Source organism: Streptomyces sp. NPDC093252 (assembly GCF_040683675.1).
Lineage (GTDB): Bacteria > Actinomycetota > Actinomycetes > Streptomycetales > Streptomycetaceae > Streptomyces.
Genome location: NZ_JBFBEM010000008.1, coordinates 382,874 through 401,534 on the forward strand (window position 1 = coordinate 382,874; position 18,661 = coordinate 401,534).

16 protein-coding genes and 1 pseudogene are annotated in these 18,661 nt (G+C 74.3%); 10 read left to right on the forward strand and 7 right to left on the reverse strand.

Features of this window, described 5'->3' with window-relative positions:
• Window positions 1–41 precede the first annotated feature (41 nt).
• From AB0O01_RS19495 to fxsA, 4 genes and pseudogenes are all read left to right on the forward strand, one after another.
• The gene (locus AB0O01_RS19495; protein ID WP_355733233.1) at window positions 42–482 is read left to right on the forward strand and encodes an Lrp/AsnC family transcriptional regulator; all 441 of its coding nucleotides are present in this window, start codon (window positions 42–44) and stop codon (window positions 480–482) included.
• A 118-nt stretch (window positions 483–600) separates the two neighbouring features.
• Window positions 601–2,199, forward strand: coding sequence for an amidohydrolase (locus tag AB0O01_RS19500; RefSeq protein WP_365314952.1), 1,599 nt, complete (start codon window positions 601–603; stop codon window positions 2,197–2,199).
• Window positions 2,200–2,901: 702 nt separating this feature from the next.
• A pseudogene (locus AB0O01_RS19505) lies at window positions 2,902–3,681 on the forward strand (polyprenol monophosphomannose synthase); the annotation flags it as partial.
• Between the two features lie 534 nt (window positions 3,682–4,215).
• A complete protein-coding gene (fxsA, locus tag AB0O01_RS19510) occupies window positions 4,216–4,776 on the forward strand; it encodes an FxsA family membrane protein (RefSeq protein WP_365314876.1) in 561 nt (186 codons plus the stop codon).
• A 217-nt stretch (window positions 4,777–4,993) separates the two neighbouring features.
• Here fxsA and AB0O01_RS19515 read toward each other — a convergent pair whose 3' ends face one another.
• The 4 genes from AB0O01_RS19515 to AB0O01_RS19530 form a co-directional block, all read right to left on the reverse strand.
• The gene (locus AB0O01_RS19515) at window positions 4,994–5,368 is read right to left on the reverse strand and encodes an RNA polymerase-binding protein RbpA (protein ID WP_010046329.1); all 375 of its coding nucleotides are present in this window, start codon (window positions 5,366–5,368) and stop codon (window positions 4,994–4,996) included.
• A 280-nt stretch (window positions 5,369–5,648) separates the two neighbouring features.
• Window positions 5,649–6,923: an MFS transporter gene (locus AB0O01_RS19520; protein WP_365314953.1), complete on the reverse strand. Its 1,275-nt coding sequence runs from the start codon at window positions 6,921–6,923 to the stop codon at window positions 5,649–5,651.
• Between the two features lie 126 nt (window positions 6,924–7,049).
• Entirely contained in the window at window positions 7,050–7,817 is a 768-nt protein-coding gene (locus AB0O01_RS19525) for a glycerophosphodiester phosphodiesterase (protein WP_365314877.1), read from the reverse strand.
• On the reverse strand, window positions 7,814–8,521 hold the full coding sequence (locus AB0O01_RS19530; protein WP_365314879.1) for a hypothetical protein: 708 nt from the start codon (window positions 8,519–8,521) through the stop codon (window positions 7,814–7,816). Before AB0O01_RS19530 ends, AB0O01_RS19525 begins: the two co-directional genes overlap by 4 nt.
• Window positions 8,522–8,703: 182 nt before the next feature.
• Between AB0O01_RS19530 and AB0O01_RS19535 the strand changes: the two genes are divergently transcribed.
• Entirely contained in the window at window positions 8,704–10,203 is a 1,500-nt protein-coding gene (locus AB0O01_RS19535) for a PLP-dependent aminotransferase family protein (RefSeq protein ID WP_365314881.1), read from the forward strand.
• Between the two features lie 129 nt (window positions 10,204–10,332).
• Here AB0O01_RS19535 and AB0O01_RS19540 read toward each other — a convergent pair whose 3' ends face one another.
• Together AB0O01_RS19540 and AB0O01_RS19545 are read right to left on the reverse strand one after the other, a co-directional pair.
• A complete protein-coding gene (locus tag AB0O01_RS19540) occupies window positions 10,333–11,958 on the reverse strand; it encodes a hypothetical protein (RefSeq protein ID WP_365314882.1) in 1,626 nt (541 codons plus the stop codon).
• A gap of 82 nt (window positions 11,959–12,040) precedes the next feature.
• A complete protein-coding gene (locus AB0O01_RS19545; RefSeq protein ID WP_046262076.1) occupies window positions 12,041–12,235 on the reverse strand; it encodes a hypothetical protein in 195 nt (64 codons plus the stop codon).
• A 381-nt stretch (window positions 12,236–12,616) separates the two neighbouring features.
• Here AB0O01_RS19545 and AB0O01_RS19550 point away from each other — a divergent pair, with 381 nt between their 5' ends.
• From AB0O01_RS19550 to AB0O01_RS19560, 3 genes are all read left to right on the forward strand, one after another.
• A complete protein-coding gene (locus AB0O01_RS19550) occupies window positions 12,617–13,009 on the forward strand; it encodes an ankyrin repeat domain-containing protein (protein ID WP_365314884.1) in 393 nt (130 codons plus the stop codon).
• A 324-nt stretch (window positions 13,010–13,333) separates the two neighbouring features.
• Window positions 13,334–14,749, forward strand: a complete 1,416-nt coding sequence (locus AB0O01_RS19555; protein WP_365314885.1) for a HEAT repeat domain-containing protein — start codon at window positions 13,334–13,336, stop codon at window positions 14,747–14,749.
• 308 nt (window positions 14,750–15,057) lie between these two features.
• Window positions 15,058–16,185 (forward strand): glycosyltransferase family 1 protein, encoded by a 1,128-nt coding sequence (locus tag AB0O01_RS19560; RefSeq protein ID WP_365314888.1) that lies wholly within the window; start codon window positions 15,058–15,060, stop codon window positions 16,183–16,185.
• Here the strand turns inward: AB0O01_RS19560 and AB0O01_RS19565 are convergent.
• Window positions 16,140–16,484: a hypothetical protein gene (locus AB0O01_RS19565; RefSeq protein WP_365314963.1), complete on the reverse strand. Its 345-nt coding sequence runs from the start codon at window positions 16,482–16,484 to the stop codon at window positions 16,140–16,142. The two genes, AB0O01_RS19560 and AB0O01_RS19565, sit on opposite strands and share 46 nt — an antisense overlap.
• A 135-nt stretch (window positions 16,485–16,619) precedes the next feature.
• Here AB0O01_RS19565 and AB0O01_RS19570 point away from each other — a divergent pair, with 135 nt between their 5' ends.
• Window positions 16,620–17,774, forward strand: a complete 1,155-nt coding sequence (locus AB0O01_RS19570) for a glycosyltransferase (protein WP_365314954.1) — start codon at window positions 16,620–16,622, stop codon at window positions 17,772–17,774.
• Window positions 17,771–18,643 (forward strand): SGNH/GDSL hydrolase family protein, encoded by an 873-nt coding sequence (locus AB0O01_RS19575; RefSeq protein ID WP_365314889.1) that lies wholly within the window; start codon window positions 17,771–17,773, stop codon window positions 18,641–18,643. The genes AB0O01_RS19570 and AB0O01_RS19575 overlap by 4 nt, the downstream gene beginning before the upstream one ends.
• Window positions 18,644–18,661 lie beyond the last annotated feature (18 nt).

Genomic DNA, 18,661 nt, shown 5'->3' on the forward strand with positions numbered 1-18,661 from the left:
GAGCTATCCGTGGAGATCAACGGCACTGTAGGTTCTCGCCCATGGAGGAGCTGGACCGTCATATCGTGCAGTTGCTCGTCAAGGACGGGCGGATGAGCTACACAGACCTCGGCAAGGCCACGGGCCTGTCCACATCGGCCGTGCACCAGCGTGTGCGCCGGCTCGAACAGCGCGGCGTCATCCGCGGATACGCCGCCGTGGTCGACCCGGAGGCCGTCGGACTGCCCATGACGGCGTTCATCTCGGTCAAACCCTTCGACCCCAGCGCCCCCGACGACATCGCCGACCGGCTCGCCGGGGTCCCCGAGATCGAGGCGTGCCACAGCGTCGCGGGCGACGAGAACTACATCCTGAAGGTCCGGGTGGCCACCCCGCACGAGCTGGAGGAACTGCTGGCCCGGCTGCGCTCCCTGGCCGGGGTCTCCACCCGGACGACGGTGGTCCTGTCGACCCCCTACGAGGCCCGGCCCCCGAAGATCTGACACCCGGGCACCCCCCGGCCGTCGGCGCCCGGAGCGCCCCGGGTCCGGACGGGCGGCGCCGCCGAAACCGCACCGCCCCCGGCCCCCAGCGGCGGCGCCGGTCCGGTGGCACGAGAAACTGTCGGCCATGAGCGCACGTACCGTCCTACTCCGCCGCGGCGAGGTCCACAGCCCCGCCGATCCCTTCGCCACCGCGATGGTCGTCGAGCGCGGCGCCATCGCCTGGGTCGGCTCCGAGGGCGCCGCCGACGCCTTCGCGGACGGGGCGGACGAGGTGATCGACCTCGACGGCGCCCTGGTCACCCCGGCGTTCACCGACGCCCACGTCCACACCACGGCCACCGGTCTCGCCCTCACCGGCCTCGATCTGAGCACCGCCCCCACCCGGGACGCGGCCCTGACCCTGGTCCGGGAGTTCGCCGCCGCCCGCCCCGGCGACCGGGTGCTCCTCGGGCACGGCTGGGACGCCGCCCGCTGGCCGGACGGGCGCCCGCCGACCCGGGCCGAACTGGACGCCGCGACCGGGGGGCGTCCGCTGTACCTCAGCCGGATCGACGTCCACTCGGCGGTCGTCACCACCGCCCTGCTCGACCTGGTCGCCGGGGACGTACCGCGCGGGGACGCCCCGCTGACCGCCGACGCCCACCACACCGTCCGCGCCGCCGCGCTGGCCGCCGTGACCCCCGCCCAGCGCACCGAGGCGCAGCGGGCCGCGCTGGCGCACGCCGTGTCCCGGGGCGTCGGGTCGCTGCACGAGTGCGCCGGGCCCGACATCTCCTCCGAGGACGACTTCACCGGACTGCTGCGCCTCGCCGCCGAGGAGCCCGGCCCGCGCGTCACCGGCTACTGGGCCGAGCGCGACATCGCCAAGGCCCGCGCGCTGGGCGCGCTCGGCGCCGCCGGGGACCTGTTCGTGGACGGCGCCCTCGGCTCGCACACCGCCTGTCTGCACGCCCCCTACGCCGACGCCCCGCACACCGGCGTCTCCTACCTGGACGCCGGGGAGGTGGCCGCGCATGTCGCCGAGTGCACCGAGGCCGGACTCCAGGCGGGCTTCCACGCCATCGGCGACGCCGCCGTCGACACCGTCGTCGAGGGGATCCGCGCCGCCGCCGCCAAGGTCGGCCTCGCGCGCGTGCGGGCCGCCCGGCACCGCGTGGAGCACGCCGAACTCCTCACCCCCGCCTCCGTCGCCGCCTTCGCCGAACTGGGCCTGACCGCCTCCGTGCAGCCCGCCTTCGACGCCCTGTGGGGCGGCGCGGACGGGATGTACGCGCGCCGGCTCGGCGCGGAGCGGGCCGCCGCCCTCAACCCCTTCGCGGCCCTGCTGCGGGCCGGGGTCCCGCTCGCGCTCGGCTCCGACAGCCCGGTCACCCCCATCGACCCCTGGGGCACGGTCCGCGCCGCCGCGTTCCACCGCACACCGGAGCATCGCATCTCGGTGCGCGCCGCCTTCACCGCGCACACCCGGGGTGGCTGGCGGGCCATCGGACGCGACGACGCCGGGACCCTGGTGCCGGGCGCGCCCGCCGACTACGCGGTCTGGCACACCGGCGAGCTGATCGTCCAGGCCCCGGACGACCGGGTCGCCCGCTGGTCCACCGACCCGCGCTCCGGCACCCCGGGCCTGCCCGATCTCACCCCGGGCACCGAACCGCCGGTCTGTCTGCGCACGGTGGTCGGCGGGCGGACGGTGTACGTACGGCCGGGCGAGTGATCTCCGGGGGCGCCCCCGCAGCGCCCCCGGCCCCCCGCCCCGTCGCGCGACCTGCGTGTCCTGCGCGTCCCGCGCCCCACCGGCCGGATCGGCGCGGACCCGCGGGACGTGCGAGGTGTTGACATCCGGCGCCCCGGGGCCGGTAGGTTCGGCCGGGTCCACCACCGGACGCCCGACCGGCGAACCTCCGCGCGCTCGTCGCCGCGCCACTGGGTCAGGGACGGTGCACCGGCCGGGGTACCGACCACGGGAGCCAGGCTCAGTGCGGCGCCGCGGCGAGGGAACGTTCCGGCCGGTCGGCAGGTGTGACCCGGATGGGGCCCGGGTGCTCAGTAGACAACGGCTTCGGTCGATCCGCAGCCAGCGGGTCCCAGGTCGGCCCGAAGGGCGCCGGGCCCCCATCCGCAGCGCACGCGGCGCGCACCTCCGCGCGCCCTGCGCGCCGCACGCCTCCGCGGCTTACGTGCCGCCTTCGTCCCATGCCCGTGCGCGCCGCATACGTCCACGGGCCCGCGCGGCGCCTCCCTTCACGCCCCGCGCCGCGCACCCGTTCGCGGCCCCTGCGGCACGCGCCGAAATCCCCGCCACGCACTCTTGTCCGGGTCTTGTGCATTCGCGCCGGGCATACGAACGTGCTGTCACGTCATCGCAGGCCGTGGCCACTATGGTGGACGTCTGCGTACGGGACTCGAAGGGGCAGCAGTGAACGACGGTGACGGGGTGCCGGTCACACCGGCCAGGAGCGGGCGTTTCGGTCCGCTCGGCACGGCCCTGGTGATCATCCCGACCTTCAACGAGGCGGAGAACGTCAAGGCCATCGTCCGCCGGGTGCGCGAGGCGGTCCCCGGGGCGCATGTCCTGGTGGCCGACGACAACAGCCCCGACGGCACGGGCAAGCTCGCCGATGAACTCGCCGCCGACGACGACCGGGTCCACGTACTGCACCGCAAGGGCAAGGAAGGGCTCGGCGCCGCCTATCTCGCCGGGTTCCGCTGGGGCCTGGAGCGCGACTTCGGCGTCCTGATCGAGATGGACGCCGACGGCTCCCACCAGCCCGAGGAACTGCCCCGGCTGCTCACCGCCCTCAAGGGCGCCGATCTGGTGCTCGGCTCGCGCTGGGTGCCCGGCGGGCGGGTGGTGAACTGGCCGCGCACCCGTGAGCTGATCTCCCGGGGCGGCAGCCTCTACTCCCGGGTCCTGCTGGACGTCCCGATCCGCGATGTCACCGGCGGCTACCGCGCCTTCCGCCGCGAGACCCTGGAGGGCCTGGGCCTGGCGGACGTGGCCTCGCAGGGCTACTGCTTCCAGGTCGACCTGGCCCGCCGGGCCGTCCGGGCCGGCTATCACGTGGTCGAGGTCCCCATCACCTTCGTGGAACGCGAACTGGGCGATTCCAAGATGAGCCGGGACATTCTCGTCGAGGCCCTGTGGAGGGTCACGACGTGGGGCGTCGGCGAGCGCGCCGGAAAGATCATCGGCCGCCAGGGGGGACCGGAGCGGGCGGGCGGGGATACCCGCGGGGAGGGCTCGGGTGAGGGCGTCCGCCGGGACCCTGGGGGTCGGGAGCCCGAGGGCCGGGAGCCTGGAGGCCGGGACGACCACGAGGACCCGGCAGGTGGGGGCGTTCGCCAGGCGCCCGGGGACGAGGACGGCCGCCGGGACCGTTCCGGTGAGGACGACCACGAGGGCCCCCGGGACCCCCGGGACCGGGGCGACCGCCAGGTTCCCCAGGACGAGGACTCCCACCAGAGCCCCCGGGCGAACGACGATCACCCGAGCCCCCAGGAGCAGGACCACCGCGCGAGCCCTCAAGGGCGGGACGACCGCGGGGTCCCCCAGGAGCAGGACGACCGTCAGGGCCCCCAGGGGCCGGACGAGCACCAAGCCCCCCAGGGCCTCGACAGCCCCGCCCAGACCCCGCCCGAGCGCCCCGTGCCGCCCGTCGCGTAAGGGTGCACAGGCTTCGTTGACGTCGGGCTTATCCCGCACTGAGCCGTGCCCAGGCACACTGGAACCATGACGACTGGCGCACCGAATCCTTCGACCACCGCCCGGCCGCGGCGTTCGCGGCTGCGCACCTTCGTGCCGCTCGGCATCGCCGCCTGGGTGGTGCTGGAGATCTGGCTGCTGACCGTGGTCGCGAGCAGCGCGGGCGGGTTCACGGTCTTCCTGATCCTGCTGTCCGGGATCGTCGCGGGCGCGGTGGTCATCCGGCTGGCCGGCCGGCGCGCCTTCCAGGCGCTCAACGAGGCGATGCAGCGGGGCACGGCACCTACCGGCGGCGGGGGCAACGGGCTGCTGATGCTCGGCGGGCTGCTGCTGATGATCCCCGGTCTGATCTCGGACGCGGCCGGGCTGCTGCTGCTGATCCCGGCGGTCCAGAAGGCCGTCAGCCGGTTCGCCGAGCGGAGCTTCGAGAAGCGGCTGCGCGCGGCCGGTCCCGGCAGTCTCGGCGACGCCTTCCAGCAGGCCCGCATGCACCGCCCCGACGGCAAGGTCGTGCAGGGTGAGGTCATCCGGGACGATCCCGCGGACACCCCGGGGGACCCGCGCCCGCACCCGCCGCTCAACCGCTGAGCCGGGGGAGGGCGAGCGGGGGGAAGGTGGGGCCGGTGTGCGGCCCCCCATCCCGGCCGCCGCAGGCCAGCGCTACCCGCCCGCGCAACTGGACCGCGCTACCGCTCCCCGTTCCCGGGCGGACGCCCACGACCGCGGGCGCCGTACGTCAGATCCGTACGGCGCCCGCGGTCGTATGTGTCACTCGGTGATGGTGATGCCGTCGTCCGGCCTCCCGCTAGGCGGACTTCCTGCTGTCCCGGGGGTGAATCGCGATGTTCATCGCCCCCGAGCGCAGAACGGCCAGGCGCTCCTCGAGGACCTCTTCGAGTTCCTCGCGCGTCCGCCGCTCCATCAACATGTCCCAGTGTGTACGCGCGGGCTTGGCCTTCTTCTCCTCCGGGCCGTCGCCGTCCACCAGGAGTGCCTGCGCACCGCAGACCTTGCACTCCCACTCCGGCGGGATCTCCGCCTCGACCGAGAAGGGCATCTCGAATCGATGCCCCTTCTCGCATGCGTACTCCACGGCCTGGCGCGGGGCCAGGTCGATACCGCGGTCCGTCTCGTAGCTGGTCACCACGAGGCGCGTGCCGCGAAGAGCTCGCTCACTCATGAATCGTGCCTCCCGGGCTTGTCGCCCACAGGACAGGGTGTCGCTGTCGTCGTCATCCGGTCAACGTCCGGTCGGCGGTAAAGATTCCCGTTCCGAGTCCCGTTCCGGGTTCCTGCGTCGCCGTCGTAGCCGCAGCCTTGCTGACCAATGTCGTACCCACCGGCGCCCGGTTTGTCACATGTGCTAGGACATGTCACCCAGCGTTCGAACATCTTTGACGCGCAGTAACGGTACGCCTGGCAGGCCAAACGCGTACACTACAGCCCTTTTGCCAAGAGTGCTAAATCCGTTCGGGGACCGGATTGCCCGCCGCGGCGATGGCCCGCCGCACCGGGACCCGGGCCAGCAGCACGAATCCCAGGGCGAAGAACACCACCAGCGAGATGATCGCGTCCCGGTAGCTGCCGGTGAGCTGGTAGGTCAGACCGAACAGCAGGGGCCCCAGCCAGCTCATTCCCCGGTCGCTCAGCTCGTACGCCGAGAAGTACTCCGCTTCCTTGCCCGGGGGCACCAGATGCGAGAACAGCGACCGGGACAGGGCCTGGCTGCCGCCCAGGACCAGGCCGATCGCTGCGGCCAGCACGAAGAACCACACCGGCTGCCCCGCCGGGAGGAAGTAGCCCGCCGCCAGGGTGACGGTCCAGGCGATCAGCGAGCCGAGGATCGTGCGCTTGGCCCCGTAGCGGTCGGCGAGCCGGCCGAGCGCCAGCGCGCCCGCCACCGCCAGCACCTGGACCAGCAGTACCGCCACGATCAGCGTCGACTGTTCGAGCCCCAGTTCCTCCGAGCCGTAGATCGACGCCTGGGTGATCACCGTCTGGATGCCGTCGTTGTAGACGAGATAGGCGAGGAGGAAGGCCAGGGTGAGGGGATGGCGGCGCATGTGGCGGATCGTCGCCGCGAGCTGCCTCAGCCCGCTGCTCGCGGGTGCCTCCCCGCCCGGGAGCCGCCGGTCGCGCAGCCGCCGCAGCGGCACCACCGCGAACGCGCCCCACCACAGCCCCGCCGAGGCGAGACAGATCCGTACCGCCTCCGACTCGGAGAGGCCGAAGCCGTCATGGCCGAGGTACAGCACCAGATTGGCCACCAGGACCAGGGCGCCGGAGGCGTAGCCGAGGGCCCAGCCCCGGGAGGAGACGGCGTCGCGCTCCTCGGGGCGGGCGATCTGCGGGAGGTAGGAGTTGTAGAGCATCATCGCAACCGACTGCGCGGCGTTGGCGGTGATCAGCAGCAGCCCGCCCAGGAGGTAGCGGTCGCCGTCGAGGAAGAACATGGCGGCGGTGGCGCCCGCGCCGACATAGGCGGCGATCCCCAGCAGCCGCTTCTTGCGGCCCGTCCGGTCGGCGAGCGAACCCACCAGCGGCATCAGCAGCACCGCCACGATCACCGACAGGGACACCGAGTAGGCGAAGAACGAGCCCGCCCGCACCGGGATGCCCAGCGGATGGACGAATCCGTCCGCGTCCGCCGCCTCCTCCGCGACCGAGGTCAGATAGGGCCCCAGGAACACGGTGAGCACACTGGTCGAGTAGACCGAGCAGGCCCAGTCGTACATGTACCAGCCGCGCTGTTCGCGGCGGCGCCCGGCCTCGTCGGCCGGCTGGTCCCGCACGGCGTCGATCCCCACCCGTGCCCTGCCTTCCCCGTGCTCCCCGGTGACCGCCCCGCGCCGGCCGGGCCCTCAGGCCCAGACGCCCCGGTCCTCCAGGACCGTGCGCAGGGTGTCGATGTGATCGGTCATGATGCCATCGACGCCCAGGTCCAGGAGCCGGTGCATGGCGGCCGGTTCGTTGACCGTCCAGACATGGACCTGGAGCCCGCGCGCGTGGGCGGTCCGTACGAAGCGCCGGTCCACCACCGGGATGCCCGACCGGGCCTCGGGGACCTGCGCGGCGACCGCCGAGGAGCGCACCGGGGCGGGCAGGCCCCAGGACCGCAGCCGCAGCCCGAGGACGCCCCGGGTGCCGTACGAGGTGGCCAGCCGGGGGCCCGCGAGGCGCTGGGCGCGGATCACCCGCGCCTCGGAGAAGGAGCCGACGCAGATCCGGTCCCAGGCGGCCGTCCGCTCCACCAGGTCCAGCAGCGGGCGCAGGGCGGGCCCGGACTTGACGTCGACGTTCCAGCGGACGCCCGGGAAGGTCTCCAGCAGTTCCTCGAACAGCGGCACCGGTTCCCGGCCGCCCACCCGCGCGTGGCGTATGTCGTCCCAGGGGAGGTCGGCGATGCGGCCCGCGCCGTCGGTGACCCGGTCGAGGGTGTCGTCGTGGAAGGCGACGAGTCTGCCGTCGCGGGTGAGATGGACATCGGTCTCGAGGTACAGGTAACCCGCCTCCACCGCGCGCCGGAACTGCGCCGCGGTGTTCTCCAGCCCGTCCGCCGCCCCGCCCCGGTGGGCGAACGGGATCGGACCGGGATGGTCGAGGTAGGGATGGCGGGTCGTGGTGGTCACGACCGCAGTATGGCCCGCCCGGGTGACCCCTCGGCAACGACCGTGCTGCCCGACGGTGCCCCCGGGACGGCGAACATCCGCAGGAAGAGCTGCGCCAGCGGCCCGATCGACACCGCGTAGAGCAGGGTGCCGATGCCTATGGTGCCGCCCAGCGCGAAGCCGGTCACGACCACGGCGACCTCCACCGCCGTCCGCATCAGGCGGATCGAGCGCCCGGTGCGCCGGTGCAGCCCCGTCATCAGCCCGTCGCGCGGTCCCGGCCCGAACCGGGCGGCGATGTAGAGGCCGGTGGCGGCCCCGTTGAGCACGATCCCGGCCGCCATCAGCGGCACCCGCACGGCGAGCCCGTGCGCGGCGGGCAGCAGGGCGAGGGCGGCGTCCATGGCCAGGCCGACGACCAGGACGTTGGAGACCGTGCCGAGCCCCGGGCGCTGCCGCAGCGGGATCCAGAGCAGCAGGACCAGCGCCCCGACGGCGATCGAGACGACCCCGATGGAGCCGCCGGTCAGCTCCGCGAGGCCCTGGTGCAGCACGTTCCAGGGTTCGAGCCCGAGGCCCGCCTCGACCAGCAGCGCGGAACTGGCGCCGTAGAGGACCAGACCGGCGTAGAGCTGGACCAGGCGCCTGGGGAGGCGGCGGGGGAGGCGGTGCGAGGAGGACGGTCCGGACGGCGGCTCGGGCGGGGTCGGGGACGTCGGGGACATCGGGGATGTCGGAGATGTCGGGGACGGCCGTCCGGACGGCGGTATGGACAACGGGGCTCCTGAGGGGGTGGCGGAGGCGGAGGTGGACAAGGGGGGTGATGGATGTGGACTGCCGCATGACACTCTGTGGCGTGACCGGAAGGGTCATCCATGGCCAATTCGAGGAAGGTGGACTGGTCATCATGCCGCAGTGGACCTCAGCGGTGGGGCCGGTGCAATTGGCCCGGCTGCTCCAGTCGCAGCAGGACCGCCCCGTGGGCCCCGGCAGCCGCCGCCCGCCCGCCTATCGCGCGCTCGCCGACGGCATCCGGCTGCTGGTGCTGGAGGGCCGCGTCCCGGTCGCCGCCCGGCTGCCCGCCGAACGCGAACTGGCCCTCGCCCTCTCCGTGAGCCGTACGACGGTGGCGGCGGCCTATGAGGCGCTGCGCGCGGAGGGCTTCCTGGAGTCCCGCCGGGGTGCCGGGAGCTGGACGGCGGTCCCCGCGGGCAACCCGCTGCCGGCCCGCGGCCTGGAACCCCTCCCGCCGGAGGCCCTGGGCTCCATGATCGACCTGGGGTGCGCGGCACTGCCCGCCCCGGAACCCTGGCTGACCCGCGCCGTCCAGGGTGCACTGGAGGACCTCCCGCCCTACGCCCACACCCATGGTGACTACCCGGCCGGGCTGCCCGCGCTGCGCGCGATGATCGCCGAGCGGTACAGCGCCCGGGGCATCCCGACCATGCCCGAGCAGATCATGGTGACGACCGGCGCCATGGGTGCCATCGACGCCATCTGCCATCTCTTCGCCGGGCGCGGGGAGCGGATCGCGGTCGAGTCGCCGTCGTACGCCAACATCCTCCAGCTCATGCGGGAGGCGGGGGCGCGCCTGGTGCCGGTGGCGATGGCCGAGGGGCTCACCGGGTGGGACCTGGACCGCTGGCGGCAGGTGCTGCGGGAGGCGGCGCCCCGGCTGGCGTACGTCGTCGCGGACTTCCACAATCCGACGGGCGCCCTGGCGGACGACGACCAGCGGCGGCAACTGGTGGAGGCGGCGCGGTCGGCCGGGACGGTGCTGGTGGCCGACGAGACGATGAGCGAGCTGTGGCTCGACGAGGACGTCGTGATGCCGCGTCCGGTGTGCGGCTTCGACCCGGCGGGCTCGACCGTGATCACGGTGGGCTCGGCGAGCAAGGCGTTCTGGGCGGGGATGCGGATCGGGTGGGTGCGCGCCGCGCCGGACATCGTCCGCAGCCTGGTCGCCGCGCGGGCCTACGCGGACCTGGGGACGCCGGTGGTGGAGCAGCTCGCGGTGAACTGGCTGTTCAGCACCGGGGGCTGGGAGCGGGCCGTCGAGGTGCGGCGGGAGCAGGCCCGGGAGAACCGGGACGCGCTGGTGGCGGCGGTACGGCGGGAGCTGCCCGACTGGCACTTCGAGGTGCCCGGGGGCGGCCTGACCCTCTGGGTCCGCGCGGGCGGCCTGTCCGGGTCGCGGATCGCGGAGGTGGGCGAACGGGTGGGCGTCCGGGTCCCGTCCGGCCCCCGCTTCGGTGTGGACGGCGCGTTCGAGGGGTATGTGCGGCTGCCGTTCACGGTGGCCGGCGCGGTGGCGGACGAGGCGGCGACCCGCCTGGCGGCGGCGGCCCGGTTGGTGGAGAACGGGGGAGGGGGGACGGGGGAGGCACCGCGGACGTTTGTCGCGTGAGAGGGCACTTATTGCCGAGTATTGCCGAGTGTTACCGAGGGGAGTGCGAGGGCATTCAAGGGGCGCGGGGAACTGCGCGACAAGCCCCCACTCACCCGCACCCGGCGAACAACCCCGGAACCCCCGCCCCTACGTGGCCTTCTCCAACGCCCCCAACTCAACCCCCGGCTCCACAGCCCCCACAGCCCCCGCCGGCAGCAACGCCTCCACGGCGACCCGCCCCGCGTCGGACGTGGCCGCGTCGAAGGGATCCGGCGTGGCGGGGACCTGCACCCGCAGCACCGGCCCCGTACCCAGCCGCGCGTACCCCCGCCCCGGCGGCACCTCGGACACCGGTGTCGTGTGCGGCGGAGCCCCGAGCACCGCCTCCAGGATCCGCGGCGGCACGGGACCGAGCACCACACGCGCGCGTGTGTACTGCCGTACCGCGTCGCCGAGGGCGTCCACACTGTCGAGGTGCTCGGCGACGACCACGGTGACGTTCGCCGCCCGGCCGTGCCGCAGGGGCACCTGGAGCGGGGCGAGCAGATCCCGGCCGCCGTCGGAGCCGTCGCCGTGGGACGAGTCGGATGAGTGGGATGAGTGGGGCGAGTAGGACGAGTGGGACGACACCGCGGCGAGGTGGCCGAGGGTGGAGGGGCGGTCCAGGAGGATCCACAGGGGGCGCCGGGTGTCGTCCGGCGGCGGGTGCCCCTCCTGCCGGGCCCGGTTGACGGCGATCAGCCGCCGTTCCGTCTCCTGCGCCGCCCATTCCAGCCCGGCCAGCGCCCCGTCGGGCGCGCACTCGACGGCGAGGACTCCGTCGCGCCCCCGCAGACACGCGTACTCGCCGGTCGAGCCGCCCTCGACGATGACCACGTCGCCGTGCCGGAGCGCCTGGAGGGCGATCGAGCGCAGCAGGGTGGAGGTGCCGCTGCCGGGCTGGCCGACGGCCAGCAGATGCGGCTCCGTCGAGCGGATGCCCGTACGCCAGACGACGGGCGGGACGTCGCGCCGCTCCTCCCCGTGGGTGAGGGGGAGCGTGCGCCGGACCTCGGCGGGGTCGGTGAAACCGAGGACCGTCTCGCCCGGTGCGGTGACGAACCGCTGGGCGGTGATGTCGGTGGGCAGCGGGGCGAGGACGGTGACCGTGATCCGGTTGCCCTCCTCGTCCCACCCGAAGTGATACTCACGGTCCCGGCCCGACTTGGCCGTGAGGAGATGCTCGACGCGGGCCCGGTCGGCGGGTTCGCCGTCCGTGAAGTAGGCCGGGTAGTGGATCACCAGGCGGGTGATCCGGCCCGTCGCGTCGAACTCGTGGTCGGTGAGCGCCTTCTCCCAGTCGCCGCCGTGGGTGTACACCGGCGCCGGGTCCTCGGCGGCCGAGAAGTACGGGACCAGGGCCTCGTAGAGGGACTGGAGGCGCTGGAGCTGGTCGGGGCCGGGGCCCTGGGGCGCCGGTTCGTTCCGTTCCCGTCCCTGCCAGGCCGCCGCCGCCATCAGGGTGATGACGGCGAGCAGCGGGCCGTAGGGGACGAGCGCGACCGCCAGGACGACCGAGGCCACCATGAAGAGCAGTGGTCCGCGCCGGTCCTTGGGGGTGTCGGCCCATCTGCGCCGTCCGGCTGCCGCCAGCCGGCGCATTCCGCGGGTGAGGGTGATCAGCGGATGGAGGACGTCGGTGGCGCTGTCGGCGGCCGTCCGGGCCAGCTCCCGGCCGCGGGCGAGCTGTGCGCTGCCGTTGCTGAGAATCGTGGGGAGGGGGCGCCGCGCCACTGCTGTCTCCTGAAGGTGCGAACGGAAGTAGGGAGGTGGGGGAGGTGGGGGGAGTCGGGGACGGTGGGAGCGGTGGGGGCGGTCAGAACTTGATGCCGCCCAGGAGGCTCGCGAGGCTCTCGCCGCCCGCCTTGATGCTGGGGGCGATGGCCGTGCTGGCCAGATAGAAGCCGAACAGGGCGGCCACCAGCGCGTGGGACGCCTTCAGCCCGTCCTTGCGGAAGAAGATGAAGACGACGATGCCGAGCAGGACGACGCCTGAGATGGAGAAGATCATGAGGTCTCCTGGTGTGGAGGGGACAGTCACCATGAGTACTTCCAGGCTCACAGGATGTATCCATACGACAAAAGGTGCAAGTGAGTGAAATTCCTCCGTTTTCACTCGGCTGGCGGGAGCCCGTCGGCCCCACTGAGCTGCGCGTTCGTCCCCGCCGGGGCATGAATGATCACTGCCGCCGCCCCGGGCGGTCACGCACCCGCACAGCCAGTACGCTGGCGATTCACCCGTACGGCGGCACCGCTCGCCGCCGTACGCTTGGTCCGGGGTGCCCCGGCCGCCCACCCAGCGGCCACCGGGGGCACCCCGTACGCACCACCAGTACGCACCACCAGTCGTCCCCAGCAGTCCCCACGCTCGCAGTGAGAGGCGGTCCCGCCGATGAGTGAAGCCCCCGACCCCGAGGTCGTGGAGCTGGCCACCAAGATCTTCGATCTGGCCCGGCAGGGCGGGACCGACGCGCTGGTGGCCTATGTGGACGCCGGTGTTCCGGTGAACCTCACCAATGACCGCGGCGACTCCCTGGTGATGCTCGCCGCCTATCACGGCCACGCCGGCACGGTCCGCGCCCTGCTCGCCCGCGGCGGCGAGGCCGACCGGGTGAACGACCGGGGGCAGACCCCCCTCGCCGGGGCCGTCTTCAAGGGCGAGCAGGAGGTGATCCGCGTCCTGCTGGACGCCGGAGCCGACCCTTCCGCCGGTACTCCGTCAGCCGTCGACACGGCCCGGATGTTCGGCCGCGCCGAGCTGCTGGAACTGTTCGGCGCACCCTGATCCCACCCCCCTGACCAGGCAGAACAGGCTTCCTGGTCGGGCAGTCACGAGAAAACGGGGGAGGCGGTACCTGGCCGCCGGAAATATCGGTCGCGGCAGCGCAAAGCGCCGGGTCATCATGACGTCGTGATTCACGGACGCGATGGCTGGGCAGGTGTTGCCGCACCGCGCGGGCCGTGATGCGGTCCGCACGGGCCACCAACGAGAGGCAGAGGAAGATGGCTTACAGCAAGCAGGAAACGGCGGGCGCCCCGACGTGTTGTCACGCGGCCAGGTAGAGCACGATCCCCGGTTGCGTCGACGCTTGATGTGAGGCTGTTTCCCATGTTCGATCCGGTCATAGCGCCCAGTGGAACGCTGCTCGGCCTGCTCCAGCGGGGCCGCGGCGACGGAACACTGCACGCGCTCACCGCCCCGCGCCCCGAGGCGCTCGCGGCACTGAACGACTGCGTGCTCCACGACCCCCGCCACGACTGGCAGGTGGAGAACCGCTCCCTCTACTACGCCCGCCTCTATCTCGACCTGGGCGGCGACCTCGACTCGATCGAGGCCCATCTCTTCGACCCCGAGGACGTCCTCGACCCCGAGGAGTGCCGCACCGGGCTCGCCCTCGCCGTCCTCGGCCACCTCGCCTCCTACGGCCGCCGGGACGCGCTGCTGCTGCTGCGCCGCTACGCGGCCACCGGCGCCAACTGGGCCTGGGCCCTGGACGAACTCGCCCTGCGCGACGACGACACCGGGCTGCGCGCCCTCGCCGAACCCGTCCTCGCCCGCTTCCCGGCCGACCCCGAGGGCGACGCCGCGCTCGCCGCCGTCGTCCGCGACGCCTTCGAACCCCGGCCCTGGCGGCTGTGGGCCGAGGACACCCGCGAGGCCGTCGCCACCCGGGTGCGGGCCGCCGGGGAGACCGGCTGCTTCGACCGCTGGCAACGCCAGATGCGGCCCTCCGGACCCCGCCCCGGCTGGAGCGTCGCCGCCGTCCTCGAATGGGCCCAGCAGGGCGTGGAGCGGGGCGCGGCGCTCCATGTGCCGGCCGCCCGCTGCCTGACCGCCGTCGCCGGACCCGAGGACCGGCCCGAGATCCTCGCCGCCGCGCGGGACGGCGACGAGGGCGCCCGCTGCACCGCCCTGCGCTACCTCGCCGACAGCAACGACCCCGACGCCCTCGCCCTCATCGAGGGCGCGGTCGCCACCGGCCCGGCGCCGGTCGTGGAGGCCGCCGTCGACGCGTTCGAACGGATGCGCAGCGTCGCCGCCGTCGACCGCGCCCGGGGCTGGGCCCGGCGGCCCGATCCGCTCGGCGCCGCCGCCGGACGGATGCTCGCCTGCCGGGGCGGCACCCGGGACCGCGACCTGGTGCTCGGCGCCCTGCGCGAGGCCGTGCGCGGCGAGGGCCCCGACGCCCCCACCCTCTGGACCCTGGTGGACGGCACCGGACGGCTGGGAATCGTCTGCGCGGCGCCGGTTCTGCGCCATATCTACCGGGAGACCGCCTCGTCCCATCTACGGGGCCGCGCCGCCCGCGCCCTCGCCGCCACCGACCCCTCCTTCGCCGCCGGGTTCGCCGTCGAGTGCCTCTGGGACTGCGAGGAGACCACCCGCGAGGTCGCCGCCCGGCACGCCGAGACCGGGGACAACCGCGTCGTGGAGCGGCTGCGCCGACTCGCCGCCGATCCCGCCGAGGAGGACGAGGTCCAGACCGCGGTACGCAGCCGGATCGGACCGGAGGGGGCCGTATGAGTCGTATGAGTCGTGTGAGCCGTATGGGTGGTGTGGGTGGTGTGAGCTGTGTGGGTCGTATGGCCGGCCCCGACCCCACCCGGCGCACATCCCCCGCGCACCTCGCCCCATGAGCGGCTTACGTACGGTTCCGCGCCGACTCGCGCCCGCCGGATGAGGGACCGGATGAACGAGGGGTGACCCGCGGGCCAGGCGCGCATGACCCCCGCCTGGCCCGCTCGGGTGCGCAGCGCAACGCTCATGGGACGTTCCTCGTCCGGAAAGATCCCCGTTGACGCGGCCACGTCCAGCACGGCGACAACACCCGTATGCGTGTCGTCATCGTGACCGAATCCTTTCCCCCCGATGTGAACGGCGTGGCCCATTGCGCGCTCCAGACCGCCCGACACCTCGTCGACCGCGGTCACGCCCCCCTCGTCGTCGCACCGGCCACCGCCGCCGGAGCGGAACCCGACGACCGGGCGCCGTGCCCCATCGTCCGCATCCCCTCCCTGCCGCTCCCGGGCTACCCCCAGGTCCGTGTCGCCCTCCCCAGCCGACGCGTCACCGCCGCGATCACCGCGCACCGCGCGGACATCGTCCATCTGGCCAGCCCCTTCGTCCTCGGGGCGCGCGGCATGTCCGCCGCCGCCCGGCTCGGCCTGCCCGCCGTCGCCGTCTACCAGACCGACCTGGCCGGCTACGCCCGTACCTATGTGCACGCCGGTGAGGGCGCCGCCTGGCGCCGCATCCGCTCCGTGCACACCGCCGCCGACCGCACCCTGGCGCCGTCCAGCGCTGCCCGGCACGACCTGGAGTCGCACGGCGTGCCCCGTGTCCGTCTCTGGGCCCGCGGCGTCGACACCGCCCGCTTCCGCCCCGCCCTGCGCGACGAGGCGCTGCGCCGCGAACTCGCCCCGAACGGCGAGCTGATCGTCGGCTACGTCGGCCGGCTCGCCCCCGAGAAGCGGGTCGAGCTGCTCTCCGGGGTGTGTGCCCTGCCGGGCGTGCGGGTGGTGGTCGTGGGGGACGGGCCCAGCCTTCCGCAGCTCGGGCAGGCCCTGCCGGGCGCGGTCTTCCTGGGCCGCCGTACCGGCGACGATCTCGCCCGGATCTTCGCCTCGTTCGACGTCTTCGCCCACACCGGCCCCTTCGAGACCTTCTGCCAGACCGTGCAGGAGGCGATGGCCAGCGGCGTCCCCGTGGTCGCGCCCGCCGTCGGCGGACCGCTCGACCTGGTCGACCACGGCCGCACCGGGTTCCTGGTGCCGCCGTGCGACGCGGACGCCGTCCGGGACGCGGTCCGGGCACTCGCCGCGGACCCCGCCCTGCGGACCGCCTTCGGCACGAGCGCGCGGGCCACGGTGGAGGGCCGCACCTGGTCGGCCATCGGCGACCAGCTCATCGCCCACTACGAGGAAGTCCTCGCGTCGCGGAGGGCGGTGTTGGCGGCGTGAGGGGGGTGGGTCGGGTAGAAGGGGTCGGGGTCTCTGCGGGTGGTGGGCGTGGCGGCGGTGGTGGGTGTGGTGGGTGTGGTGGGAATGGGGGCTCCGGTGGCGCTGGTGAGCCCGGTAGGCCCGGTGGCTTCGGTAGGGCCGGTGGCTTCGGTGGCTTCGGTGAGAGGGGTGATCGGGTCACCGGGTCCGGTGGTGGGCCCGGCGCCTTTGGAGAGGGGCATCGCCGAATCGGTGGGGTCGGGGATGCTGGGGGTTCTGGCGGGCAGCCCGGTGGGACGCTCGGTGGTGCCGGTGGACATGGGGGATCCGACCGTCCCGGTGGGTCCGGTGGGTCCGGCTGGTCTGGCGGGTCCGGTCGGTCCGGTCGGTCCGACGGTGGTGATGGTCCCGGAGGCCCTGGAGGGCTAGGAGACCCCGGGAGCCCCGGACGGGCCCTGCGGATCGTTCGGCTCGCGAACTTCGTCGCCCCCGCGTCCGGCGGACTGCGGACCGCGTTGCGGGAACTGGGGCGGGGTTTCAGGGCCGCCGGTCATGAGCCGGTGCTGATCGTGCCCGGGGAGCGGCACACCGACCGGGAGACCGAGCAGGGGCGCGTGATCACCCTGCCCGGCCCGGTCCTGCCCGGCACCGGCGGGTACCGCGTGCTCGTCGACCGGCGCCGGGTCGCCCGGCTCCTGGAGGGCCTCGCCCCGGACCGGCTGGAGGTGTCCGACCGCACGACCCTGCGCTGGACCGGTACCTGGGCCCGGCGCGCGCGGGTGCCCGCCGTGATGGTCTCCCACGAGACCGCCGACGGAGTCCTGCGCACCTGGGGCCTGCCCGAGGACCTGTCCCGGCGCGCCGCCGACGCCCTCAACGCCCGGACCGCCCACGCCTACGCGCGGGTGGTGTGCACCACCGAGTTCGCCGAGCGCGAGTTCATCCGCATCGGCGCCCGGAACGTCGTACGCGCCCCCTTGGGGGTCGATCTGATGGAGCGGCACCCCGTGCTGCGGGCGCCCGCGCTGCGCGACCGCTACGCGCGCGAGGACGAGGTCCTGCTCGCGCTGTGCTCCCGGCTGTCGGTCGAGAAGCGCCCCGGTACGGCGCTGGACGCGCTGGAGGCGCTGCGGCGGCGCGGTGTGCGGGCGGTGCTCGTGGTGGCCGGGGACGGCCCGCTGCGGGCGCGGCTCGAACAGCGGGCCGCGGAGCGCTCCCTGCCGGTGACCTTCCTGGGGCACCTCTCCGACCGCCCGCTGCTGGGCGCCCTCCAGGCCACCGCCGATGTCTGCCTGGCGCCCGGACCCGCCGAGACCTTCGGGCTGGCCGCGCTGGAGGCCCTGGCCTGCGGCACACCGGTCGCGGTGAGCGCGTCCTCCGCGCTGCCGGAGGTCGTCGGTGCGGCCGGGGCCGTGGCCGCCGACACGGGGGAGGCGTTCGCCGACGCCGTCGCGCTGCTCCTGGAGCGGGGTGAGGCGGACCGCAGGGAGGCGGCCCGCGCGCGGGCGGAGTGTTTCGGCTGGGGCACGGCCGTGGAGTCCTTCCTCGCCGCGCACGACGCCGCCGTCCGCGTGCCGCGCGGGTCCGGGCTGCCGGGAGGCGTGGCATGAGACCCGTACGGTTCGTGGCGCTCGGCGACTCGCTGACCGAGGGGGTGGGCGACCCCACGGGGAGGGGCTGGCGCGGCTGGGCCGCGCTGCTCGCCGGCGGACTCGTGGAACGCCCCGCCGACTTCACCAACCTCGCCGTCAGCGGCGCGCAGACGGGCGACGTCCTGGAACGGCAGCTCCCCGCCGCGCTGGCCCTGCGGCCGGACGTGGCGTCCGTCGTCGTGGGCGTCAACGACACCCTGCGCGCCACCTTCGACATCCGCACGGTCGCCGCCCGCCTGGACGCCGTCCACGCCGCGTTCGCCGGGAGCGGCACCCTGGTGCTCACGGTGTGCCTGCCCGACCCCGGCACGATGATGGGGCTCCCCGGCGCGCTGGCCGACCCGCTCGCGCGCCGCCAGCGGGCGGTGAACACCGTCGTCCACGCCCTCTCCGAGCGGTACGGGGCGGTCCATCTGCACGCCGCCGACGGCGACTGGACCACGGACCGGGCGATGTGGAGCGCCGACAGGATGCATCCCAGCGAGCGCGGACACCGGCAGCTCGCGCTGCGTTCGCACGCGCTGCTGACGGCCGCGGGCGTGCGGGCGGGCGGGCCCGCGCCGTCCGCCGAGCCCGAGTTCCCGCCGCCCACCCGCTCCGCCGGCCTGTGGTGGCTCGCCACGGCGGGGACGGCGTGGGTGGTGCGGCGGTGCGGCGATCTGCTGCCGCAACTGCTGCGGCTCGCCGTGGACGAACTGCGGCACCGGGTCCGGGGGACCAGCGCCCGGCTGGACCTGCGGGCGTCCCAGGCGTGCGCCGCCGCGCTGGCCGCCCTCCCGCGGGTCGGGGTCGGGGCCGGGGACACGGCGGAGGCGGAGGCGGCGTGAGGCGCCTCCGCCCCTGTC